The sequence below is a fragment of the Saccharospirillum sp. ABV4_185 genome, from assembly GCF_056159245.1.
Genome location: NZ_JBSWUW010000001.1, coordinates 935,298 through 957,182, shown reverse-complemented (window position 1 = coordinate 957,182; position 21,885 = coordinate 935,298). Strand labels below are relative to the sequence as shown.

Annotated in this window: 21 protein-coding genes; 7 read left to right on the top strand and 14 right to left on the bottom strand. The window is 58.7% G+C overall.

Features of this window, described 5'->3' with window-relative positions; translation table 11 throughout:
* Positions 1-76: 76 nt before the first annotated feature.
* From ACXAE6_RS04275 to ACXAE6_RS04240, 8 genes are all read right to left on the bottom strand, one after another.
* Positions 77-1,030 (bottom strand): Gfo/Idh/MocA family oxidoreductase, encoded by a 954-nt coding sequence (locus tag ACXAE6_RS04275; protein WP_475144954.1) that lies wholly within the window; start codon positions 1,028-1,030, stop codon positions 77-79.
* A 1-nt stretch (position 1,031) separates the two neighbouring features.
* Entirely contained in the window at positions 1,032-1,922 is an 891-nt protein-coding gene (locus ACXAE6_RS04270) for an NAD(P)-dependent oxidoreductase (RefSeq protein ID WP_475144953.1), read from the bottom strand.
* 12 nt (positions 1,923-1,934) lie between these two features.
* A complete protein-coding gene (locus ACXAE6_RS04265) occupies positions 1,935-2,813 on the bottom strand; it encodes an amidohydrolase family protein (protein ID WP_475144951.1) in 879 nt (292 codons plus the stop codon).
* Between the two features lie 176 nt (positions 2,814-2,989).
* Positions 2,990-4,036, bottom strand: a complete 1,047-nt coding sequence (locus ACXAE6_RS04260; RefSeq protein ID WP_475144948.1) for a 4-oxalomesaconate tautomerase — start codon at positions 4,034-4,036, stop codon at positions 2,990-2,992.
* The gene (locus ACXAE6_RS04255) at positions 4,029-4,700 is read right to left on the bottom strand and encodes a 4-carboxy-4-hydroxy-2-oxoadipate aldolase/oxaloacetate decarboxylase (protein ID WP_392798326.1); all 672 of its coding nucleotides are present in this window, start codon (positions 4,698-4,700) and stop codon (positions 4,029-4,031) included. The genes ACXAE6_RS04260 and ACXAE6_RS04255 overlap by 8 nt, the downstream gene beginning before the upstream one ends.
* 110 nt (positions 4,701-4,810) lie before the next feature.
* Entirely contained in the window at positions 4,811-6,097 is a 1,287-nt protein-coding gene (locus tag ACXAE6_RS04250; RefSeq protein ID WP_475144946.1) for a TRAP transporter large permease, read from the bottom strand.
* Entirely contained in the window at positions 6,094-6,606 is a 513-nt protein-coding gene (locus ACXAE6_RS04245) for a TRAP transporter small permease (RefSeq protein WP_475144944.1), read from the bottom strand. Before ACXAE6_RS04245 ends, ACXAE6_RS04250 begins: the two co-directional genes overlap by 4 nt.
* A gap of 74 nt (positions 6,607-6,680) precedes the next feature.
* Complete coding sequence (locus tag ACXAE6_RS04240; RefSeq protein WP_475144941.1) at positions 6,681-7,706, bottom strand: TRAP transporter substrate-binding protein; 1,026 nt, start codon at positions 7,704-7,706, stop codon at positions 6,681-6,683.
* A gap of 348 nt (positions 7,707-8,054) precedes the next feature.
* Between ACXAE6_RS04240 and ACXAE6_RS04235 the strand changes: the two genes are divergently transcribed.
* Entirely contained in the window at positions 8,055-9,296 is a 1,242-nt protein-coding gene (locus tag ACXAE6_RS04235) for a LysR family transcriptional regulator (protein WP_475144940.1), read from the top strand.
* Here the strand turns inward: ACXAE6_RS04235 and ACXAE6_RS04230 are convergent.
* The 3 genes from ACXAE6_RS04230 to ACXAE6_RS04220 all read right to left on the bottom strand — a co-directional run bounded on the left by ACXAE6_RS04230 (position 9,262) and on the right by ACXAE6_RS04220 (position 13,556).
* Positions 9,262-10,863, bottom strand: coding sequence for an ABC-F family ATP-binding cassette domain-containing protein (locus ACXAE6_RS04230; RefSeq protein WP_475144938.1), 1,602 nt, complete (start codon positions 10,861-10,863; stop codon positions 9,262-9,264). The two genes, ACXAE6_RS04235 and ACXAE6_RS04230, sit on opposite strands and share 35 nt — an antisense overlap.
* A 211-nt stretch (positions 10,864-11,074) precedes the next feature.
* On the bottom strand, positions 11,075-12,556 hold the full coding sequence (dgt, locus tag ACXAE6_RS04225) for a dGTPase (protein WP_475144936.1): 1,482 nt from the start codon (positions 12,554-12,556) through the stop codon (positions 11,075-11,077).
* A gap of 67 nt (positions 12,557-12,623) precedes the next feature.
* Complete coding sequence (locus tag ACXAE6_RS04220; RefSeq protein ID WP_475144934.1) at positions 12,624-13,556, bottom strand: AEC family transporter; 933 nt, start codon at positions 13,554-13,556, stop codon at positions 12,624-12,626.
* A gap of 209 nt (positions 13,557-13,765) precedes the next feature.
* Between ACXAE6_RS04220 and ACXAE6_RS04215 the strand changes: the two genes are divergently transcribed.
* From ACXAE6_RS04215 to ACXAE6_RS04190, 6 genes are all read left to right on the top strand, one after another.
* Positions 13,766-14,773: a DctP family TRAP transporter solute-binding subunit gene (locus tag ACXAE6_RS04215; protein ID WP_475144932.1), complete on the top strand. Its 1,008-nt coding sequence runs from the start codon at positions 13,766-13,768 to the stop codon at positions 14,771-14,773.
* A gap of 78 nt (positions 14,774-14,851) precedes the next feature.
* On the top strand, positions 14,852-15,343 hold the full coding sequence (locus tag ACXAE6_RS04210; protein WP_475144928.1) for a TRAP transporter small permease: 492 nt from the start codon (positions 14,852-14,854) through the stop codon (positions 15,341-15,343).
* Entirely contained in the window at positions 15,340-16,608 is a 1,269-nt protein-coding gene (locus ACXAE6_RS04205; protein ID WP_475144926.1) for a TRAP transporter large permease, read from the top strand. Before ACXAE6_RS04210 ends, ACXAE6_RS04205 begins: the two co-directional genes overlap by 4 nt.
* A gap of 19 nt (positions 16,609-16,627) precedes the next feature.
* Complete coding sequence (locus ACXAE6_RS04200; RefSeq protein WP_475144924.1) at positions 16,628-17,299, top strand: GntR family transcriptional regulator; 672 nt, start codon at positions 16,628-16,630, stop codon at positions 17,297-17,299.
* 1 nt (position 17,300) lies between these two features.
* The gene (locus ACXAE6_RS04195) at positions 17,301-19,151 is read left to right on the top strand and encodes a bifunctional sugar phosphate isomerase/epimerase/4-hydroxyphenylpyruvate dioxygenase family protein (RefSeq protein ID WP_475144922.1); all 1,851 of its coding nucleotides are present in this window, start codon (positions 17,301-17,303) and stop codon (positions 19,149-19,151) included.
* A gap of 2 nt (positions 19,152-19,153) precedes the next feature.
* Positions 19,154-20,026, top strand: coding sequence for a shikimate dehydrogenase family protein (locus ACXAE6_RS04190; protein ID WP_475144920.1), 873 nt, complete (start codon positions 19,154-19,156; stop codon positions 20,024-20,026).
* Here the strand turns inward: ACXAE6_RS04190 and ACXAE6_RS04185 are convergent.
* The 3 genes from ACXAE6_RS04185 to ACXAE6_RS04175 form a co-directional block, all read right to left on the bottom strand.
* Entirely contained in the window at positions 20,017-20,700 is a 684-nt protein-coding gene (locus ACXAE6_RS04185; RefSeq protein WP_475144918.1) for a DUF3299 domain-containing protein, read from the bottom strand. The genes ACXAE6_RS04190 and ACXAE6_RS04185 overlap by 10 nt on opposite strands.
* A gap of 130 nt (positions 20,701-20,830) precedes the next feature.
* The gene (locus tag ACXAE6_RS04180; RefSeq protein ID WP_475144915.1) at positions 20,831-21,355 is read right to left on the bottom strand and encodes a hypothetical protein; all 525 of its coding nucleotides are present in this window, start codon (positions 21,353-21,355) and stop codon (positions 20,831-20,833) included.
* A 74-nt stretch (positions 21,356-21,429) separates the two neighbouring features.
* Positions 21,430-21,882 carry a hypothetical protein gene (locus tag ACXAE6_RS04175; protein WP_475144913.1) on the bottom strand — a complete coding sequence of 151 codons (453 nt, stop codon included), beginning with the start codon at positions 21,880-21,882 and terminating at the stop codon, positions 21,430-21,432.
* Positions 21,883-21,885 lie beyond the last annotated feature (3 nt).

Sequence of the window (21,885 nt, the reverse complement as noted above, 5' to 3'; positions counted from 1 at the left end):
CAGAGCTTCCCGGGTGCTACAACGTGAATTAGCTCACATTCGGCCGGCCCGGGACGGATCGGACCGGCCGCCGGCTTCAGCGCTGCTCAATCAGCAGCTGTTCCATTTCGTGCAGGCTTTCCATCGCCGGCAGGCACTGGGCCACGCTGGCGTTCGGTTCGCGGCCGTCGCGGATGGCGCTGATAAACTCGCGATCCTGCAGTTCGATGCCGTTCATCGATACATCGACCTTCGATACATCGATGGGGTTTTCGTTGCCATCGACCAGATCGTCGTAACGGGCAATGTAGGTACCGTTATCGCAGATGTAGCGGAAGAAGGTACCGAACGGGCCGTCGTTATTGAACGACAGCGACAGGGTGCACAGCGCGCCCGAAGGCACTTTCATGCCGATGCTCATGTCCATGGCGATGCCCAGTTCCGGATGGGTCGGGCCTTCCATCGCCTGCACCTGCTTGGCTTTTTCGCCGGTCTGGTACTGGAACAGATCGACGGTGTGGCAGGCGTGGTGCCACAGCAGATGGTCGGTCCAGGAACGCGGCTTGCCCAGAGCGTTCTTGTTGGAGCGGCGGAAGAAGTAGGTCTGCACATCCATCTGTTGAATCTTCAGCTCGCCGGCCTGGATTTTGTTGTGAATCCACTGGTGGCTGGGGTTGAAGCGACGGGTGTGACCGGCCATGGCGACCAGGCCGGTTTGCTGCTGCACCTTGACCAGTTCGCGCGCGTCTTCGATGTTGTCAGCCATGGGGATTTCCACCATGACGTGCTTGCCGGCCTTCAGGCATTGAATCGCCTGGCTGGCGTGAACCTGGGTCGGTGTTGCCAGGATGACGGCTTCGACGGCGTCGTCTTTCAGGGCATCGGTCAGGTCGGTGTAGTAGTTGTCGATGCCGCGTTCTTTGGCGAACTCAGCAACGCCGTCCTGATCACGGCCAACAATGGAGTGCACTTCAACGCCATCGATCTTGCTCAGGGCGTCCAGATGTTTCATACCGAAGGCGCCAGCGGCACCGGCTACACAGAGTTTCATATCAATCCTCCGTTAAGGGTTGGAGTTTCAAGGCGGATATCAGGGCGTCGGCGGTGACTGCTACATCGTCGTTCGCCGCTTTGGCCAGGTTCAGTTCACCCAGCCGGCGTTGCCAACTGACCGTCCGTTCGGACAGCGGTTCGGCCATGCCCAGTTCATTGAGAAAATGACAGACTTCGGTCATCTCGGCGGCGCGTCGGCCACCGTGGTTAAGCATGCGCTCTAGGTTGTAAGCGCTGCGCTGCGCCCAGTCGAAACCGGGGTGAGATTGGTTCAGCGACGCCAGCACTTCGTCCTCGACGCCGGCCAGACGACCGGCCAGTACGCATTCAGCGGTCAGTGCTTCCAGGCCTTTGACCATGATTGAACGCACCATCTTCACCGATGAGGCTTTGCCGACCGGGCCGGCTTGTTCGGTGGCGTTCATATTCAGGCGGCTCAAGGCGTCCAGTGCGGCGGCACTGTGTTCACCACTGACTAATAAAGGCGTCCGGTTGCGCGCTGGCAGCACCGGCGCCATCACCGCCACATCGACATAGCGGCCACCGGCCTTGCTAATGGCCGCGGCCGAGCGTTGCTTGGTCTGGGGCGCGCAGGAGTTGCAGTCAAAAAACAGCGCATCCGGGCTGAGCCGCGGCGCGGCTTCAACGGCCACGGCATTGGCCTGATCGGCGGTGACCACGGAAATGACCAGGTCAGCACCCTTTACGGCGTCGGCCAGGCTACCGCACCCAGTCACCTCGCAGCGTTGCAGGCGTTCGTCGAGCTCGCGATTCGACTGGATGTCGAAGGCGCGAACCTCTGCCAAGGCGCTGCGATCAATGCTGCTGGCGAAGGCCTCAGCGGCTTCGCCAAAGCCGATAAAGGCGAGTGTCAGGGCGCGGTTGCTCATGATGGCGTCCCCTCAGCGTTCCCAGTAGAGGCGCATCGGGTTGTCGATTAACAGCTTCTGACGCGCTGCTTCGGTGGTGGCGATGCGCGGAATCACATCGACCAGCACGCCGTCGTCCGGCACATGCGATTTCATGTTCGGGTGCGGCCAGTCAGTGCCCCATAAAACGCGATCCGGGAAGCGTTCGACCAGGGTGCGGGCGAAGGGCACGACGTCATCGTATTCCGGGCCGTCGATGGTCAGGCGTTCCGGGCAGCTGACCTTGGTCCAGATGTTGGGGTTGTCTTCCAGCAGTTGGATAAAGGACTGAAAACCAGCGCCATCGACGCCTTCGCTGACGTCCGGACGCCCCATATGGTCAACCACAATAGTTGTATCGAACTGGGCTAACAGTGGCTTCAGACCTTCCAAATCGGGCGCTTCGAAGTAGACAACGATGTGCCAGCCGAGCGGTTTGATCTTTTCATAGATCGCCAGGAAGTTTTCCCAGGGCGTGTCGTCGACCAGCCGTTTGACGAAGTTGAAACGCACCGCGCGCACGCCAGCAGCGTCCATTTTCTGCAGTTCTTCGGTGGTGACTTCCTTGCCGACGAAGGCAACGCCACGCGCCAGTTCGCCGGCGCTGTTCAGTGCGTCGACCAGGGCATCGTTGTTCTTGCCGTGGCACGACGCCTGAACGATCACATTGCGGCTGAAACCGAGGTGATCGCGCAGCGCGAATAATTGTTCTTTGCCGGCGTCGCACGGCGTGTATTTACGCTCCGGCGCGTAGGGGAATTTGTCTTCCGGACCAAACACATGGCAGTGCGCGTCGACGGCGCCGGCCGGTGGCTGGTAGTCGGGTTTTTTCGGGTTGGGGTGAAACGGCAGATAGCCTTCACTCATAGGCATGTTTTTGCTCCTGGCCGGATTGGTTCCAGCTTGGTTGTTCTTGCTAAGCGTACGGCCCGGCCGGTGTTGCTTCAGCGGGGACGGCGTGAATCCGTCCCTGGAGCCTTGGCCTCGACATCCCTGTCTCGGACACCCCGCTGAAGCAACACCGACCGGTCCTTAATTTTGTGCTCTGTTCAGGCGAATACGGTGCCATCCATTAACTTGCGCGCAGTGCGCAAAATGGCAGCGCTTTCGACTTCGCCTTGATCGTCACGTTTCAGTACCACCGTGGTTTCGCCACTGGGGTGTTCAATCGCCATATCGTCGCCGCTGATCTGGGCGACTTCGTGCGCGACTGAGCCTTCAATGGCGCAGGCGGTTGCCACCGATACCGCACCCAGTACGCCAATGGAGGCGTGGCAGCGATGCGGAATAAAGGTGCGCGTCGAGATAACGCCGCCGTTGGTGGGCGCGCTGACCAGACTCATCTTGGGCACGGTCTTTTCAGTAACGTCGCCCAGGTTCATCAGGTAGCCGGCCTGCAGACGGATTTTTTCCAGCCGCGCTTTGAGTTCTTCGTTGGCGTCCATTTCTTCGCGCGTTTCGGTGCCGCTGATGCCGAAATCGCGGGCGCGCAGCAACACTGTTGGCATACCGTTATCGATGCAGGTAACGCGGGTGCCTTCGATGGTGTCGTAGGCGTTACCCGTCGGCAGCAGCGCGCCGCAGCTGGAACCGGCGGTGTCTTTGAAAGTGATCAGCACCGGCGCCGAGGTGCCCGGTACGCCGTCGATGCGGGCGTCGCCGTCGTAGCTGACCTGGCCGTTCGGTGTCTGGATATCGGCCACGGCCACCTGGCCGGTGTTGGCCATAAAGATGCGCACCGAGGTTTCATCGCCCTGGGTTTTGACCAGGCCGCGTTCGATGGCGAACGGGCCGACGCCGGCGAGCATATTGCCGCAGTTCTGGGCATCGGTGACGATGGCTTCATCGATCAGCACGTACAGAAACAGATACTCGACATCGACGTCGGGCTTGTCGGATTTGCTGACCACGGCAATCTTCGAGGTCAACGGATCGGCGCCGCCCATGCCGTCAATCTGACGTGGGTCGGGCGAGCCCATGATTTTCAGCAAGAAAGCATCGCGTTCGGCGATGTCCGAGGGCAGGTCGTCCGCCAGGAAGTAGCCGCCCTTGGAGCTGCCGCCGCGCATCCACATGCAAGGCGCAGACTTAGACATATTTCAGTCCTTTTTCTTTCAGGCGCGGGCGCATGTCGTAGATATCCAGGCCCAGTTCGCCATTGGCCAGACGGACGCGTTTTTCTTCCTCTTTGGCCATGCGCTCGCGGGATTTTTCCAGGACTTCGGCGGCTTCCTCACGGCGCACCACACAGACGCCATCGTCGTCGGCAACGATGATGTCGCCTGGGTTAACCAGCTCACCGGCGCAGACGATGGGTACGTTCACTGAACCCAGCGTCTCTTTAACCGTGCCTTGCGCGAACACGGCCTTGGACCATACCGGGAAGTCCATCTCGGTCAGATCTTTGGTATCGCGAACGCCGGCATCGATGATCAGACCAACGCCGCCGCGTGCCTGCATGGAAGTCGCCAGCAGGTCGCCGAAGTAGCCGGCGTTGGAGGGCGAGGTCGGTGCCAGCACCAGAATATCGCCGGCTTTTACCTGCTCGATGGCGACATGCACCATCCAGTTGTCCGCCGGTGGCGCGGAGATGGTCACCGCCGAGGCGGCCAGCATCTTGCCCTTGAAAATGGGTTTCATGTAATCGGCCAGCAGGCCTTTACGGCCCTGGGCTTCATGAACGGTGGCGACGCCACATTCGGCCAGTCCGTCGATGATGGCCTGATCAGCACGCTCAATGTTTTGTACGACAACACTCATGGCAAATGCTCCTCTGTTGAGACGAGGCGGTCGGGGTAAGGCGGTTGCAGTTCACCCGGCCGCCGGTTTGCAATTGGCAATGTCAGGCCGGCGCCGGGCCGGCCGTTGGGCTAGATCAGGCCCAGTGCCAGTACCGGAAAGGCGATCAGCAGCGCCAGCCGCACGATGTCGGACAGCACGAAGGGCACTACGCCTTTGAAAATTTCGGTAATGCGCACGTCTTCCGACACCGATTTGATGACGAAAACGTTCATGCCGATGGGCGGTGTAATCAGCCCCAGTTCCACGGTGATCACGGTAACGATGCCGAACCAGATCGGGTCGAAACCGGCCTGCATCGCCAGTGGGTACACAATCGGCACCGTCAGCAGCAGCATGGCGATCGAATCCATCACCATGCCCAGCACCACATAGAGCGCCAGGATGGCGAGCAGAATCATGAAGGGTGACAGGTCGAGGTGAGTGACGATCTCGATCAGCGTCTGGGAAATACGCGACACCTGCAGGAAGTAACCGAACACTTCGGCGCCGATGACCATAAAGAAGATCATCGTCGACATGATCAGCGTTTCCTGAATCGCATCGACGAAATCTTTCCAGGTCATACCGCGGAACAGGGCGATCACCAGCGCACCAGCGGCGCCGACAGAGGCCGCTTCAGTGGGAGTGAAAATACCGCCGTAAATACCGCCGATGATCAGCGCGAAGATGGCGCCGAATGGAATCAGACCTTTCAGGCCGGCCAGTTTTTCGCGCAAATTAGTGGCTTCACCGGGCGTCGCCAGTTCGGGTTTCAGGGCGACGGTCACGGCGATGGCGACCATGTACAGCGCCAAACCAAGCAGGCCCGGCAGGATGCCAGCGATAAACATGTCACCGACCGATTGTTCAGTCATCAGACCGTACAACAGCAACGCCAGTGACGGCGGAATCATGATGCCCAGCGTACCGCCGGCGGCCAGCGTACCGGTGGCCAAGGACGCGGCATAGCCGTTCTTTTTCATTTCCGGCAGGGCGACCTTGGACATGGACGCCGCTGTCGCTAACGAGGAGCCGGAGATGGCGGAAAACACACCGCAAGAGGTCACTGCCGCCAGCGCCATACCGCCGCGCCAGGCACCGAATAAGGTCTTGGCGCCGTGGAACAGTTCCGCCGACATCCGCGCTTTGGACGCGAACACACCCATCAGAATAAACATCGGAATGGGGCTGAAGTCGTAGGAGGAAATGGTTTCAAAGGTGCCGTTTTCCAAAATGGAAATGGCCGGTTTGAAAGCAATGATCCAGCCGAAGCCGACAAAGCCGGTGACGCCCATAGCCAGGGCGATGGGCATGCGCAGCGCGATCAAGCCGAACATGCCGGCGACGCAGAGGAAGCCGATGATTTCAGAACTCATGACTCACTCCCGTCGGTCAAAAAGAATTCCTCATACGCCAAGGCAAAGCCACGCAGGCCGAGCAGCAGCATGCCGATGGATGCCAGGTAATAGATGTATTGCATCGGAATCAGCAAATCTTGTGAGGTTTCGCCATTCATGGCGGCACCCTGGCCGGACTTGATCATCAGCCAGACCATTAATAATCCGAACACACCGAACAGCAGGGTGTAGAAACCCTTGAGCCGCTCTTTCATCCAGTCTGGGAGGTTGTCGGTAAACAAATCGACCACCACCTGGGCGCGCGGCAGGGTATAAGGCATGCAATACGCCAGGGACAGCAACATGCCCCAGCGCACCAGTTCAAAGCTGCCGGTAAAGGTCAGATCCACACGGCCACCGGTCAGGCCGAACAGGGAACGCAGTAAAATTTCAGCGAGCACGACCACCATGGTCGCGATCAGGATGACGCCAGCAGCCAGGTTCAGGCCGTAGGCGGAATGTCGTATCCAGTCAATCAGGGTTCGCACGGGAGATCTCCGATCAGCACGAGAAGACGATGGTAAAGGGGCGGCCGTAGCCGCCCCTTGCAACGTCGAGCTGGTTAGATGGCGCAGTCGCCGCCAGCCAGTTCCAACGCACGCTCATAGGTAGCGCGTGCCGGCAGACCACGGGATTCCAGGTCGTCCAGGTAGGCCTTACGACCGGCTTCGATGGCCGGAGCCCAGGCCGGGTTGGAAGTGCCGCCTTCGATCTCGATGATTTCATCACCCATCTCAACCGCTTGCGCACGACCACGGACGTCGAGGTCATCAAACACCTGACCGGCTTTAGTCGCCCAATCCATACCCGACACAGAATCGATCACGGCTTTGTTTTCAGCCGACAGGCTGTTGTACACATCCTTGTTCATGGTGACCACGAACGACAGGGTGTACAGACCACCGATTTCAGTGTGAGTGTCGGCCAGCTCGTTCAGACGGAAAGACAAAGCGCCTTCCCACGGCAGAGCCACACCGTCGATCACGCCACGCTGCATGGAGGTGTAGGATTCCGGTGCCGCCATACCGACCGGCTGAGCACCCAGTTCACGCAGAATGTTGGCGACCACGGTGGTCGGACGACGGATGCGCAGACCTTCCAGATCACTCGGCTCACGAATGGTGGTGCCGTTGATGTGGAAGCCACCCGGGCCGTGAGTGAACAGGAAGATCGGGTGAGTATCGGCGTACTCGTCGGCGATCAGACCTTCTTCCAACAGGCTTTGCACGACGCAAGCGCCTTGCTCACCGCTGTCGACCACACCCGGCAGCTCAACGACTTGAGTTAGCGGGAAACGGTTGGCGGTGTAGCCCTGAACGGTCGCGGTGACGTCCATGATGCGGTTGGTAACCGCATCGTACTGAGCCGGCGGTGCTGCCAGGGCGCCGCCCGGGTAGACTTCGACTTCAATACGGCCGTTGGACTGCGCTTCGACGGTATCCGCCCAAACCTGCATCAGATCAACGTGTGGGCCTGCAACAGACGGCCACAAGTGACCAACGCGCAGGGTGACATCCGCGGCCTGGGCAGAGACGGCGGAAGCGGCCAATAGGCCGATGAGGGTGGTGTGCTTAACAAACTTCAGCATTGTCAGTTACCTCATTGTTCTTGTTATAGGAGCAAGCTCCTACAGTGCTTCGAATGCGCTGTTAACGAAAAAGACGACTGCGACGGACGGTCGGTTCGGCTGACAATCATCCTTGCTGTCTTATCTATCCACTCCGATCCGGATCAGGCCAACACAGCTACTGCCTTGTCTTTAGTTGCCAGCGCCTGCAGTTCCGATTCTTCAGTATTGTCGAAGGCAAGGCAATCAGCCATTTAGTTTTCCTTTAGAAGGTATTAGTTTCTGTTATAAAGTCAGTTTTTGTTCCGTTTTGGGGCAGGCTCGCAGACCGCTTCGCGTGGGGAGCCTGTCCGATTTGCAGAGGTTGCAATGTTCGAACACCTGCCCAATCTGCGCCATTTGAGGGCCTTCAGTGAGGTGGCGGCCAGCGGCAGCATCAGTGCCGCGGCCACCCAGATCTTTCTGTCGCAGTCGGCGGTGACCCAAGCGATCGGGAAGCTGGAGTCCAAGCTGGGAACGGCCCTGTTTCTGCGTCGCCACAACGGCATGTTTCTCACCGATGCTGGCGAGCTGTTCGACACCCGGGTCAATCGCTGCATCGCATTTTTGCGCGCGGGCCTGCGCGATGCGGTGCGCATCGGCGAGCGCAAAGACCGGGTTGAACGTCATTCGAGTCACCCGCTCTATACGCTGATCACCAATGCCCATCTGCGCGCGCTGCTGGCGTTGCAGAACGCCACCAGCTATTCCATTGCCGCCCGTCAGATCGGCATCTCCCAGCCGGCGCTGTATCGCTCGGCCGGGGAACTGGAAGCGTTGCTCAATACCTGGCTGTTTGAGAAAACCAGCGTCGGCATCAGCCTGACCCGGGCGGCGTTGCGACTGGCCCGGGCCGCGCGGCTGGCGATCAAGGAAGTTGATCAGGGCATCGAGGAATTGCATGAACTGGCCGGTGCCGATTCGGGCAGCATTCAACTGGGCTGCATGCCGTTGGCGCGGACCTATGTGGTGCCGGCGACCATCAACCAGATGGCGCAGTTCAAGCCGGACGTCAGTGTCGGGGTGATTGAAGGTGCCTACGACGATCTGCTCGGCCGCCTGCTGCATGGCGAGCTGGATATGTTGATCGGCGCCTTGCGCGATCCGGCGCCGAGTCCGGACATTGCGCAGGAACAGTTGTTTATCACCTCCATTTCAGTGGTGGCGCGCTCGGGCCATCCGCTGAGCGGTCGCCATGGTCTGACGCTCGACGATCTGCACGGCTATGGCTGGGTGGTGCCGCGACCGGGCACGCCAGCGCGCCGCCTGTTCGATCAGGTGGTGGCCGATCAGGACCCATCGGTGTTACGCGGTGTGGTGGAATGCAGCTCGCAGATTGTCATCCGCGAACTGCTCACCGATTCCGAGCGCCTCACCTTTATTTCCTCGCACCAGGTGCAGCACGAAATTCAGGAAGGCATTCTCAGCGTGCTCGATACCCAGCTGCCGTTGACCGAACGTCCCATCGGCATCACCACCCGCACCGACTGGCGACCGACGCCGACCCAGCAACTGTTTTTATCCATGCTCAGAGAGCTCAGTCGGCCGCTGGCTGTTGCCGAGCTTCCTTAAGTCGCAGTTGGTGATCGAGCTGCAGCGCGGCAATAAAGTCCGGGTCGTGCGACACCACCATTAATGTCCCCTGATAATCCGCCAGCGCTTGCTCCAGCAGCAGGCGCGAATCCAGATCCAGATGGTTGTCCGGTTCATCGAGCAGCAGCAGATCGGCGGACTGTTCGCTGGCGGTCACCGCTAACAACGCCACTTTTAAACGCTCGCCGCCGCTGAGCTGTGCGACCGGACGCAGTGCATCGTCGCGCCGCAAACGCATACCGGCGAGCCGGGTGCGCAGATCGCTTTCGCTGCGTTGCGGGTGCAGCCGCAGCAGATTGTCAGTGGCTGATTGCTCGGGGTCGAGCAGCGAAAAGTGCTGGTCCAGATAGAGCACCTGGCCATGGCGCTCACACTGTCCTGAAGCTGGCTGCAACAGGCCGGCAATGATTTTCAGCAGCGTCGATTTGCCGCTGCCGTTGGCGCCGTCCAGATGCCAGCGCTCGCCGCCGAATACGCTCAGCGTTATCGCCTCATCCGAGCCAAAGGGCAGGCGCAGCTCGTTCAGATGCAAGCGCAGCCGTCCGTCGCTGGCGGCCGATTGCAGGCTGACCCGCTGTGCCTTGATCTGTTCAACCTCAGCCTTGGCGTCTTGCAATTGCTCGCTGAGTTGCTCGCGGCGTTCGCCTTGGCGTCGCTTCAGCGATCCCAGACTGGCTTCGGCGCGGTTCTTCCGAGCGTCGAGCAAGAGCGTGCTCTGGCTGCCGGACTTGCGTTGCTGCTCACCACTGCGGCGTCGCTGCGCGGCCTTTTGCAGTTCGGCTTGCTGGGCACGTTGCAGGCGTTGCTGTTCGCTGGCCAGTCGATCGGCTCGGGCTTCAGCGGCGGCGCGCTGGGCGTCGGTCTGAGCGCGGTAGTGATCGTAGTTGCCGCCGTATTCGGCCAGACCGAGATGGGTCAGTTCGAGGATGTGGCCAACCTGGCGCAACAGGTTGCGGTCGTGACTGGCGATCAGTGCACCGCCGGGATGCTGCTTTAATGCTTCCAGCAGCCAGGCGCGACCGGCGCTGTCCAGATGGTTGGTGGGTTCATCGAGCAGCAGATAATGATCCGGTCGCAGCAGGGCGCGGCACAGCGCCAGTCGGGTGCGCTCACCACCGCTGAGTTCATCGACCAGAGCCTCCAGCGAATGGTTGAGACCGGCGCGATCGAGCTGGGCGCGCCAGTCTGACTGTTCATGCCAGCGGTCGGCGAGCCGATCAAGGTCCTCTGGGCTGCCGTGGCCGGCTTCGACACGGGCGAAGGTATCAAACAGCTCGCCGACACCGAGTGCGTCGACTAGGCGAGGACCATTAAGTCGGTCGAGTTGTTGCAGCCAGAGGGTCGGCACATTCCAACTGACGCTGCCGCCAGACGGTGAACGTTCACCGGCAAGCACCGACATCAGCACCGACTTGCCCTGGCCGTTGCGGCCGACCAGACCGGTCAGGCCCGGTTGCAGGCTGGCAGACAGATCGGCAAATAAAACGGTGTCGTCAAAGCTGACGGAGAGGTGGTCGAAGTGACCGGGTGTGGATGGCGTAGGCATAGGCGATTCCTGTCAAAAGCGACAGATCGCGGACCAGCAGCACAGAAGGGAGATATAAAGGTAGAGCGAAACCGACGCGACCTGTCATCACACAAGATACCGGTGGTGTCACCGGACGAGAGCGAAGATGAGCAGGTTTACTTCATTGGCGTCGGGGCCTCAGTCGATTAAAAGACGCAGCGATACTAGCACAGCTTTTACAACACAGGCACTAGAGCGCCGATAAGGTCTGGTATTCCTCCAGCGCAAACTGATCGGTCATGCCGCTGACCATATCCTGCAGCAGTCGGCAGCGACAGTAAGCCTCCCAGAGTTCTGCTTCGGTCTGCGGATGCTCGCGCAACTGGTGGTAAGCCTTGATGTGTTTGTTCGGCAAGCGTTTGAACAGCAGCGACTCGACCAGCAGACCTTTGCGTTCGCCGTTGCACAGCCGATCGAAATCGGCCATCGGCAACAGCAGTAGCGGCCGGTAATGATCGAGCAGACCGTTGATGATGGTGTAACCCTGGAGCTCCAGCGTTTCCACTTCCGGCACCGAGAAAATCGATTTCGCCGCCACCGTTTTGAAGGTTTCGATCACCGCGTGGCAAGGCGAATCGTCTTCCAGTAACGCCCGGTTCAGATTGCCGTGGTAGACCGCTTCGATGTTATCGACGAACGCCTGGGCGGCGTGCTTGACCAGCGGATGAATCAACTGGACCCGCAGCCACAAAAAGAACTGGTGGTCCTTATTGATGTCTTCGTCATCGGCGCGCTGGACGGCGTAGTCGATCAGGTTGCGGAAGGATTTGTTGTTAAAAGCCGGCTGGCGGAAATCGGTGGGTAAGCGCTCACCAAAGGCGTCGAGCAGCTGTTCCGCCACCTGACGATAACTGAGAATGCCTTTGTCGACGCCATCTTCGATATCGGCGAGACAGTAAGCAATGTCATCGGCGGCTTCCATCAGATAAGCCAGCGGATAGCGATGCCCCGGTTCCAGATTCAGCGCCTGTTGCAGATCCTCGATATACGGCTGCTCGGACAGGTAGTAGCCGGGTTTCTTCTTCAGGTACGACAGCGGATCGCCGATTTCCGGACGTTCGTCGGTAGCGCGGCGGGTGTACTTCAAGATGCAGGCGGCCTGGCTGTAAGTCAGGTTGAGCTTAAGCAGATTACTAACCAATCGAATCGCCTGGGCGTTGCCTTCAAAGGAACTCAGTTCGGTGATCAGCGATTTGGCTTCGCCCGCTTCCAGTCGGAAAATCGGCACCGCCTCAAGGTTGCGCGAGAACCAGTCGGAGATCGCGGCCTCACCAAAATGACCGAAGGGCGGGTTGCCGATGTCGTGCATCAGGCAGGCCATTTCGGTCAGGCTTTCCAGGGCTCGTTCCAGCCCGGCAAGGCCATAGCGTTCGGCGTCGTTGCCCAGCAGATCGAAGACGGTGCGCACCAGAAAGCGACCGTTTTGCTGCACTTCCAGCGAATGCGTCAAGCGTGAACGCACCGCCGCATTGCGCTCCAGCGGAAATACCTGGGTCTTCTGTTGCAGCCGTCGCACCGCTGCCGATTGAATGATGCGACCGCGATCGCTTTCCAACGCCACTTCAAAGAGTGGAATTCCCTTGGTGGCAACGCCCTGATGCTCGATACCCGGCTGTTGGTTTCCCTGCAGAAAGGGTCGTTCCTGGGAGAGCTTGTCGCGAAAATCGATCATGGTCGGCTGCCGTCAACGGGAAAGCGCCAAGATACCCAAGCCAGCACGGCAACCACAACCATAACGGCTAAAACAGCAGCCACAGCACGACGGTCAGCGACAGGAAAGAACTCAGCGTCGCCACGACTAAGGTCGCCGCATAACGACTGCCATCCAGATAGTGGCCGGCCAGCACCGGATAGATCGACAGCATCGGCATGGCCGCCGCCAGAATAGCGATGGTTTGCAGCTGCGCATCGAAGGGCGGCAACCACCACACCATTAAAGCGACCAGCGCCGGGTGCAGCACCAGCTTGGCCAGCGTAATAACAGCAATGGCGCGGCGATCGCCTTTGATCTGAGTGCCGACCAGCGAGCCACCAATGACAAAGAGCGCCACACCAGCGGCGGCCTCGGCGAGAAATTCCAGGCTGCGATCGATCACGCCCGGCAGCGTCCAGCCGGCCAGACTGAACAAGAGCCCCGCAAGAATGCCAAGCAGAATGGGTTGGGTGAACAGCCGGCGCACAAAGTTAACCAGTACCTGGCGGGTTGAGCCGCCTTCGGCCAGCGCCCGGTTCAGCTCCAAAATCATCAGCGTCAGCGGCATGATCAGCAGATTTTCTACCAGCAGCGTCATGGTGAAGGCGGCCGCCGGCAGCGTGCCGAACACCTGCAGCAAAACGGGGTAACCGATAAAGGCCGAGTTGCAGATGGCGCTGCCCAAAGCATTCAGCGTCGCCGCGCTGGTCTGGCTGCCAAACAGGCGGCTGAGACCAAACACCAGGACAAACGCCAGCAACGAACCACCGCCATAAGCCAGCAGATAGAGCGGTTCGATCACCTCTCGGATGGGCGTGTGCGCCAGCGTCGAGAAAATCAATGCTGGCAGACAGAAGTAGAGAACAAAGCGTCCCATACCGGGAACGGCGCTCTTGGGCAGCAGCTCGGTTTTGACGGCGAAAAAGCCGATGCCGATAACGATAAAGATCGGACTGATGATCGGTAAAACAGCAAACATAGTGGCTCCGCTGGTCTTTAACGGCGCTCAAAGTGGGCGTCGAGGCTCGGCAGTCTAGCGTAACAAGATGTTAAAACCAGAAGGTTGCACGGTCGATTTAAAACATCCCTCATTTTTAAAAACGTGGAATGTTATTGAATTGAGCGGCAAAACTGTCTAGCGTTCGCATCGCGAAATGTCGAATCACATACAATAAGAGGACAACAACAATGACCCGCATTTCTGCCCAGGCTGCCGTTGCGGCCATCGCACTGACGACCATCGGCGCAGTTTCTGCCGAAACCATCCGTTTTGCTCACGTAGACCCCGCCGAGTGGACGCAATCCAAAAAGGGTGCGGCCAGTCAGGTATTCAAAAACCTGGTGGAAGCGGAAACCGATATCAGCGTTGAGCTGTATCCGGCCGGTTCTCTGGGGGGTGAAACTGAACTGATCGAAGGCGCCCAGGACGGCAGCATTACTGTTGTTATGGTCTCGGGCGCTTATGCCAACTTCTGCCCGGCGGCGGCGGTGACCGACATTCCCTACACCTTCCCCAATGCGCCACTGGCCTGGGAAGTGATGGACGGTGAATTCGGTGATGCGCTGGCGGCGCACTGTCTGGAAGAGACTGGCCTGCGCACCCTGGCTTATGGCGAGACCGGCTTCCGTAACTTCACCAACTCGGTACGTCCGGTGGCTGAACCGGCTGATATGGCGGGTTTGAAGTTCCGCGTACAGACCATTCCGCTCTACCTGGAAATGGTGCGTGGTCTGGGCGCCGAGCCGCAAGGCATCGCCTGGGGTGAGGTGCCGACGGCCTTGGCCACTGGCGTGGTTGATGGTCAGGAAAACCCGATCTCGGTTATCTACAGCAACAACTTCTTCGAATTTCAGGATTACCTGACGCTGGACCGTCACGTCTATGGTGTCGACCACATCCTGATCAACGATGAGTTCTATCAGTCACTGGACAGTGAACAGCAAGCGGCCATTCAACGTGCGGCCATTGTTGCCGGTACCACCGGTCGTGCCATTCAGCAGTTTGGTTCCGCCGATGGCATCGCCAAGCTGGCCGCCGAAGGTATGGAAATCACTCAGCCGAGCGCCGAGCAGATGGAAAAATTCCGTGCGGCGGCGCAGCCGGCAGTGCAGGCCTACCTGCGTGATGAGCTCGGCAGCGATGCGGTCTGGATCGATCGTCTGGCGGAAGCAGTTGACGCCGCCCAAGGCAACTGATTCCTTGATGCTGTCAGGGTCGTCCATTGGGCGACCCTGTTAATCACAGCCTTCTCTCGTTGCAGGAAATTCTGACTCATGTTGAGTGTTTTAACGTCGCTCAGGCGCTGGCTGATGCGCATCAATGCCTTTGGCGCCGGTTTGATGATGTTGCTGGTGTTCGGCATCGTCTTTGCCAATGCGGCCTGGCGCTATGGCGCGGGCAAATCCATTGTCTGGGGTGAAGACATCGCTGTTTATGCGATGATTTTTGGCATCATGTTTGGCATGGCGCTGGCCTATCTGCAAGACGGCCATGTGCGTTTTCATTTTGCCAGTTCGATCGTGCCCAAACGCTGGCGTCTCGGTCATAGAGTGTTAATCGATATTCTGGTTTTGCTGGTTGGTATTGGTCTGACCTGGTCGGCGTTTGAGTTTATCGCCAGCCGTGGCGGCCGGGCGTCGCCCAGCACTGGTATTTCCATGGGTGTGTTTCAGTCGGCGGTGTTGATCGGCGGTGTCTTGTTGTCGATGTCGGCGGTCACCATGGGACTGTGGCGTTTCGTTGAAACGGAGGCTGCAGCACCATGACTTATGCGATTTTATTGGTCACGCTGTTGCTCGGCGTGCCCTTTGCGTTCGCCATTCTGGCGGCGCTGTTGTACCTGATGCTGACCGGCGATTTTCCGTATCACATTCGCATCGTCGCCCAGCAGACTTTTTCCGGCTTGAGCTCCTTTCCGTTATTGGCGGTGCCGCTGTTTATTCTCGCTGGCGAGCTGATGAACGAAGCCGGTATTACCCGGCGCATTATTGGCCTGGCGAATGCTTTGGTCGGACGCATGAAAGCCGGTTTAGCGCAGGTGAATATCTGGGCGTCGGTGATCTTTGCCGGCCTTTCCGGTTCGGCCATTGCCGATACCTCGACGCTCGGTCGCGTCTTTATTCCGTCGATGGAAAAAGAAGGTTATCCGCGCGCTTTTGCCGCAGCCTTAACGGCCGCTTCTTCGGTCATCGGGCCGATTATTCCGCCCAGTATTCCGATTATTATTTATGCGTTGACCGTTACCGGCGTGTCGGTGCCGGGCCTGTTTATGGCCGGTATCGTGCCCGGTTTATTGCTGGCTCTGGCGCTGTCGATTTACGTCTGGTTGTTCGCTGGCAAGATCGGCGCCAGCCAAACCCTGCCGACCGGTTCGCGTCGCAAGGCGGTGCTATCGGGTCTGGTACCGCTCTTTATGCCGATCTTTGTGGTCGGCTCCATTCTCGGTGGTCTGGTAACGCCGACTGAAGCGGCGTCGTTCGCGGTGGTCTACGCGCTGATCGTTGGGGTAGTGTTTTATCGTTCTATTTCGATTGGCAGTCTGCCGCGTATTTTCTCGCGTGCCATGCGCGACAGCGCAGTGATCATGATTATCATGGGCGCCGTTTCGGCCGCTAACTGGGTGCTGACTTTCAATCGCGTGCCCAACATCATTACCGAGTGGGCACTGGCCACCGTCGATGCACAGTGGACCTTCCTGCTGGCGGTGATGCTGTTGCTGCTGGTGGTTGGCCTGTTCCTCGAAGGCATCGCCGCCATTCTGGTACTGGTGCCGATTCTGCATCCCATTGCCGTCGGTCTGGGCATCGATCCGCTGCATTTTGCCATCGTCGTGGTGTTTAACCTGATGATCGGTTTAATCACGCCGCCTTTGGGACTTTGTCTGTTTGTTTCCGATGCCATAGCGCGCACTGGTTTGGCGGCGATTATTCGTCATCTGTTGCCGATGTTGCTGGTGGAAATTCTGGTATTACTGGTCATCGTCTTTGTGCCCGACCTGGTCACTTTCCTGCCGCGTCTGGCTGGTTATTAGTAAAAGGATCTGACTTAAAATGAGCGATTTTCCAATGGATAACGAAGCAGAATTACCGCTCTATGAGCAGATGCGTAATGCGCTGATTTACGGCAGTTATGAACCCGGTCAGAAGTTAAAAATCGATGTGCTAAAGCGTGAATTTTCCGCCGGTCAAAACGCCATCCGCGAAGCCTTGGTGCGCTTGAGCGTTGAAGGCCTGGTGGTGGCGGAAGACCAAAAAGGGTTTCGCGTTGCACCAGCTGGTTTAGACGAACTGAAAGATCTGGCGTACATGCGCAACCTGCTGGAAACCGAAGCTGTGGGCCGTTCCATTGAGGTCGGTGATCTGGAATGGGAAGGCCGGGTTGCCGCGGCCATGCGTAAGTTGCATCGCACCGAAGAAGCCTTGCTGAACAACGAAAGCAGTGTTGAATTATGGACTCGTTACGACCAGGAATTTCATCTGGCATTAATGAGCGCCTGCGGTTCCAAACTGATGATTCGCACCTATCAGGATCTGTTTTTGAAATACCGCCAGTACGTGGTGCGGGAATTAAAAACTCAGGGTTTTCGCGGTCGGGAAATCATTGCTGAACATCTGGCGATTGGCGAAGCGGCGCTCGCGCGTGACAAAGAACGTTGCCTGACGTTACTGCGTGAACACGCCAACACCTATCTCGACCGTCAGTTAAAACAGGAGCGGCACTGAGATGTTTCCTTCCATCGCCACTGTCTGTCTCAGCGGCGCCTTGCCGGAAAAACTCGATGCCATAGCGCGCGCCGGTTTTGAGGGCGTAGAACTGTTTGAGAACGATCTGACTGCCTTCGATGGCAGCGCTCGTGAAGTCGGTGAATTGATTCGTGAGCGCGGATTAAAACTGGTGACCTTGCAGCCGTTTCGTGATTTCGAAGGGCTGGAAGGTGACGACCGTCGCCGCGCTTTCGACCGCGCCGAGCGCAAGTTCGATCTGATGGAAGAACTGGGTACCGATTTATTAATGGCCTGCAGTTCGGTGCATCCGCGCGCCTTGCCAGGCATCGCCCGCGCCGCCGATGACTTCCGTGAACTGGGTGAGCGCGCTGCCAAACGCGGCCTGCGTGTCGCCTTCGAAGCCCTGGCCTGGGGCCGGCATATTCATGATTACCGCGACAGCTGGGAAGTGGTGCGCCGGGCCGATCACCCGGCGGTCGGGCTGGTGCTCGATACCTTCCATATTTTCTCGCGCGGTACTGAACTGGGCACCTTGGCGGGTATTCCAGGTGATCGAATTTTTTTGGTGCAAACCGCCGATGCGCCACGGCTGTCGATGGATCATCTAAGTTGGAGTCGTCATTACCGCTGCTTCCCCGGTCAGGGTGAATTGCAGATGCGCGACTTTATGACCGCGCTGGCTGAAACTCGCTATGACGGCCCGCTGTCGCACGAAATTTTTAACGACGTTTTTCGCACCGGTCGCAGTCGTCAAACTGCGCGCGATGGCCTGCATTCCTATAAGTTACTGCAGACCATGACCGGCACAACCGAGGTGCCGGCAGAGCAACCGATTGCAGCGGTGGAATTTATCGAGATCGTGACCACCGACGATAAAATCGATGGCCTGCGCGATACCTGTCATGCTTTAGGCTTGGCGCCACTGGGCAAACATCCGACCAAAAGCGCCGAGCGCTGGGGTGTTGAAGGCGTCAATCTGGTGCTCAATACCGAGCGCGATTTTGCCGAACGTTTTCATGGTGGTCGTCAGACCGCCGCTGGCGCTTTTGGTCTGCGCGTGGGTAACAGTTACGAAACCATTCAGCGCGCCCGCCAGTTGGGTTATCCGTTAATTGAGCCGACCGACGATGCGACCAGTCACGGCATGACCGCGCTCGACAGCACCGAAGGTTCGCTGGCTTATCTGCTCGATGAACCCCTGGCCAGTCGCGTTTGGGATACCGAATTCAGTGTCGATTGCCAGGCGCCGCAAAGTGGTTTGTTGACGGCGGTGGATCATCTCAGTCTGTCGTTGTCCTATCACGATTATCTGTCGCTGCTGTTGCAGTATCGGGCGCTGTTTAAACTGGAAACCACGGCCTCTTTCGACGTCGCCGATCCGCGCGGTCTGATCCAAAGCCAGGTGCTGCACAGCGCCGGTGGCGACTTCCGGCTGGCGCTGAACGCCAGTGCCTCGCCGGACACCACGAGCAACAAATTTGTGCGTCGTCAGGGCGGCGCGGGTGTGCAGCATATCGCGCTCGCCAGCAGTGACATCATCGCCAGCGCTGAGCGCTTGCAAGCTGCCGAGGTGCCGGTGTTGGAGATTCCGGCTAATTATTACCGTGATCTGCAGGCGCGTTTCGATCTCGACGATGAGCGTCTGGCCGACCTGCAACGGCTGAACATTCTTTATGACGAAGATGAGTCGGGTTGTTTCTGGCAGCTCTACACCCAGCCGATCCACGACACCTTCTTTTTTGAAATCGTCCAGCGCGACGGCTATCAGGGACTGGGCGCACCCAACGCCTTTGTCCGGGTCGCTGCGCAACGCCGCGCCGAACGCGCGACCATGACTGAGGAATTGTAAGCATGTTGAAGTTGGGATTGATTGGAGAAGGCATCGGCCAATCCAAGTCCCCTGATTTGCACCAGCGTCTGGGTGGTCTGGTCGGCATCGACACCGACTATCAATTGATTGACGCGCTCAATGAAGTGGATTTCGATTTTGCCGCGACCGTTCAAGGCGTACGCCAAGCCGGTTATCGCGGTGTGAATGTTACCTTCCCGTTTAAAGAGGCGGCCTTGCGTCTGGCCGATCGCGCCGGCGAAGGCGCGCGCCGGGTCGGTTCGGCCAATACCTTGCTGTTCGAAGCGTCCGGTATTCGCGCTGAAAACACCGACTACACCGGCTTCGTCAGCGCTTACCAATACAGCCTGGGCGAGCGTCCAGTGGGGCGGGTGTTATTGGTCGGCGCCGGTGGTGTCGGTCGGGCCGTTGCCTGCGGTCTGGGTGAATTGGGCGTGGAGGAATTATTAATCGCCGAGCGTGACCGTGCGCGCGGTGAAGCGCTGGTGGCGCATCTGGTTGGCCTGGGCATAAAGGCCCGTTTCGTCAGCGCGGCCGATGGACAGGCCGCGCTGGCGCTTTGTTCCGGGCTGGTTAATTGCACCCCAGTGGGCCATCGCAATCATCCGGGTTGCCCGGTGGACCCAAGTCCGCTTACAGCTGCGCATTGGGTGTTCGATGCGGTCTATATTCCGGCCCACACCGAGCTGTTACAGGCCGCCGAAGCGGCGGGTGCGGCGGTGCTCAGTGGCGTGGAGCTGTTCGCCTTCCAGGGGGTTGATGCCTACCGCTTTTTCAGTGAGGGCCTGGTCGAGGCGGCGCAGCTCAATGAGGCCGCGCGCGGTATTCGCGATCATTATTACCAGCAACTGGTATTAGCAGCAGATCACTCGTAAGGGCGGATCTTGGCCGATTCAAATCGGTAACCGGCGGTGCCGATGTCGGTTTCGGTCTTAGCGATGGTCAGCGTGCCTTCGGCCCAGTAGGGCTCGAACAGATTGTCGAAGGGAATGGCTTCGTCCAATACCACATGCACAATCTGGTTGGATGGCGGCGGCGGGGTGTGAATGCAGGCGCCGTAATAAGGCACCAGGAAAAATTCGCGCACCGCATCGCCCGCGTTTTCCAGCGGCACTAAGAAACCGGGCAGGCGGGTCTGCTGACCGTCAAGGCTGGTAACCAGTGGAACTTGCGACATGGCGTCCTGCAAGTCGGCGAACAGTCGCTGCGCTTCGGGGTCGGAGTCGTCCAGTTCCTGAATGTTATAGCTGTCCAGATCGATTTGATCGCGGATGGTCTGGAAGTCGAAATCTTCCGGCAATAAGTCGTCCCAGCTGAGTTCGCGATAAGCCAGATCATCAGGGTTGGCGATCGGCTCGATGGTCTCACTGGGTTCCAGATCACGCTCTTCCGCGGACAGTTGAGACGGGGTTGTACCCAGTGCCGGCTCGGTCGCCGGTTGGTTGGCCTGGGCCTGAATGTCGGCGCTTACTTCATCGTCGGACTGGCCGCAGGCGCTGAGCAGAGCGGTGGCAAATACCAGGCTAAAGAGTGGAAAACGGATCGACATCGGTAGCAGTCTGCCTTGGAATGTGCGGGATACGGTATAACATCTAACGACGGGTGCAAGCGGTCATGGGTTGCACGCTGCAGGTTTACCCGGCCTTGACTGTGCAAGGCCGGATCCAGCGCCACCAGGCTCAGTCCGCCATCGGGTGGTAACGCCAGCCTTGCAGGGATTTTTGATTTGCCAGTTGCAGATCAAACAGAACGCGGCCATCGGCGTTGGTCAGATCAGTGATCTCAACCTCGCGGGTATAGAGCCCTTTCTCCACTCGAATCTGTTTCGGCAGGGTGATTTCGCCGGCGGCGACGGTGAAGCTGCCGTCAATATCTTCCAGGCGAATGCCACGGGCATCGCGACGGATGTCTTCGCGTTTTACAAAGCGGTATTCACCATTGGGTAAGCGACCCAAAACGGCATAAGTTTCCCCTTCACGCACCACCATGCGCATCCGGTTGACCTCGCCGGTGGCAACATTTTCGACGCTGAAAATATAGTTATATTCCAGCTCCGCATCGCCTTTAACGACGATGTCGGTACCGAAGACCACCAGACCTTCCGGTTCGCCATCATAGGGCGCCATTGTTGGGCTGATGCTGCAGCCGGTCAGCAGTAACACAGATAAAACAGCCGTCAGGCCGAGCGTTTTCAAAGCAGACATAAGGCACTTCCGAAAGTGGTTTGAACGGTGCCGCAGCATAACGCAGGGACTGGCCGGTATACAGCTTCCATCAGTCATGGATGCGTCGAAACGGGTGGCAGGGTGACCACATCGAACCAGTAGGTGTCCATGGTGCGGATCAAGTCACGCAAACCCTCGAAACGCAGTGGAAAGCGCAGCACGCTGTTGGCGCCGAACTGATAGAGAATGCGCGCCAGGGCCGGGTTCTCACCCTCAATCAAGACCACCAGTGGCACGCTGCGCCAGCGCGGTAACAAGCGGATTTCCTCAACCGCTTTACGGCTACGCTCGGCGTCGTTCAGGTAGGCAATTAAACACAGATCGATGCGTGCCATCGGAGCGGCGACAACACCGGAACCCAGAGCGGCTTGCTGATAGTGGTCGATATCGCAAAACTGATGCAGGTGATGGCACAGCTGATAACCGGCTAACGCCTGCTCGATATGCTGCGCCAGAGCCGAATCGTCAGTCAGCAAGAGCAGATGGTGGTTGCGATAAGCAGGCATGGC

Excerpts from the sequence above, each read along its gene's own strand:
- ACXAE6_RS04275 (WP_475144954.1), bottom strand. The coding sequence starts at position 1,030 with ATGAAACTCTGTGTAGCCGGTGCCGCTGGCGCCTTCGGTATGAAACAT.
- ACXAE6_RS04270 (WP_475144953.1), bottom strand. The coding sequence starts at position 1,922 with ATGAGCAACCGCGCCCTGACACTCGCCTTTATCGGCTTTGGCGAAGCC.
- ACXAE6_RS04265 (WP_475144951.1), bottom strand. The coding sequence starts at position 2,813 with ATGCCTATGAGTGAAGGCTATCTGCCGTTTCACCCCAACCCGAAAAAA.
- ACXAE6_RS04260 (WP_475144948.1), bottom strand. The coding sequence starts at position 4,036 with ATGTCTAAGTCTGCGCCTTGCATGTGGATGCGCGGCGGCAGCTCCAAG.
- ACXAE6_RS04255 (WP_392798326.1), bottom strand. The coding sequence starts at position 4,700 with ATGAGTGTTGTCGTACAAAACATTGAGCGTGCTGATCAGGCCATCATC.
- ACXAE6_RS04250 (WP_475144946.1), bottom strand. The coding sequence starts at position 6,097 with ATGAGTTCTGAAATCATCGGCTTCCTCTGCGTCGCCGGCATGTTCGGC.
- ACXAE6_RS04240 (WP_475144941.1), bottom strand. The coding sequence starts at position 7,706 with ATGCTGAAGTTTGTTAAGCACACCACCCTCATCGGCCTATTGGCCGCT.
- ACXAE6_RS04235 (WP_475144940.1), top strand. The coding sequence starts at position 8,055 with ATGTTCGAACACCTGCCCAATCTGCGCCATTTGAGGGCCTTCAGTGAG.
- ACXAE6_RS04230 (WP_475144938.1), bottom strand. The coding sequence starts at position 10,863 with ATGCCTACGCCATCCACACCCGGTCACTTCGACCACCTCTCCGTCAGC.
- dgt (WP_475144936.1), bottom strand. The coding sequence starts at position 12,556 with ATGATCGATTTTCGCGACAAGCTCTCCCAGGAACGACCCTTTCTGCAG.
- ACXAE6_RS04220 (WP_475144934.1), bottom strand. The coding sequence starts at position 13,556 with ATGTTTGCTGTTTTACCGATCATCAGTCCGATCTTTATCGTTATCGGC.
- ACXAE6_RS04215 (WP_475144932.1), top strand. The coding sequence starts at position 13,766 with ATGACCCGCATTTCTGCCCAGGCTGCCGTTGCGGCCATCGCACTGACG.
- ACXAE6_RS04210 (WP_475144928.1), top strand. The coding sequence starts at position 14,852 with ATGTTGAGTGTTTTAACGTCGCTCAGGCGCTGGCTGATGCGCATCAAT.
- ACXAE6_RS04205 (WP_475144926.1), top strand. The coding sequence starts at position 15,340 with ATGACTTATGCGATTTTATTGGTCACGCTGTTGCTCGGCGTGCCCTTT.
- ACXAE6_RS04200 (WP_475144924.1), top strand. The coding sequence starts at position 16,628 with ATGAGCGATTTTCCAATGGATAACGAAGCAGAATTACCGCTCTATGAG.
- ACXAE6_RS04195 (WP_475144922.1), top strand. The coding sequence starts at position 17,301 with ATGTTTCCTTCCATCGCCACTGTCTGTCTCAGCGGCGCCTTGCCGGAA.
- ACXAE6_RS04190 (WP_475144920.1), top strand. The coding sequence starts at position 19,154 with ATGTTGAAGTTGGGATTGATTGGAGAAGGCATCGGCCAATCCAAGTCC.
- ACXAE6_RS04185 (WP_475144918.1), bottom strand. The coding sequence starts at position 20,700 with ATGTCGATCCGTTTTCCACTCTTTAGCCTGGTATTTGCCACCGCTCTG.
- ACXAE6_RS04180 (WP_475144915.1), bottom strand. The coding sequence starts at position 21,355 with ATGTCTGCTTTGAAAACGCTCGGCCTGACGGCTGTTTTATCTGTGTTA.
- ACXAE6_RS04175 (WP_475144913.1), bottom strand. The coding sequence starts at position 21,882 with ATGCCTGCTTATCGCAACCACCATCTGCTCTTGCTGACTGACGATTCG.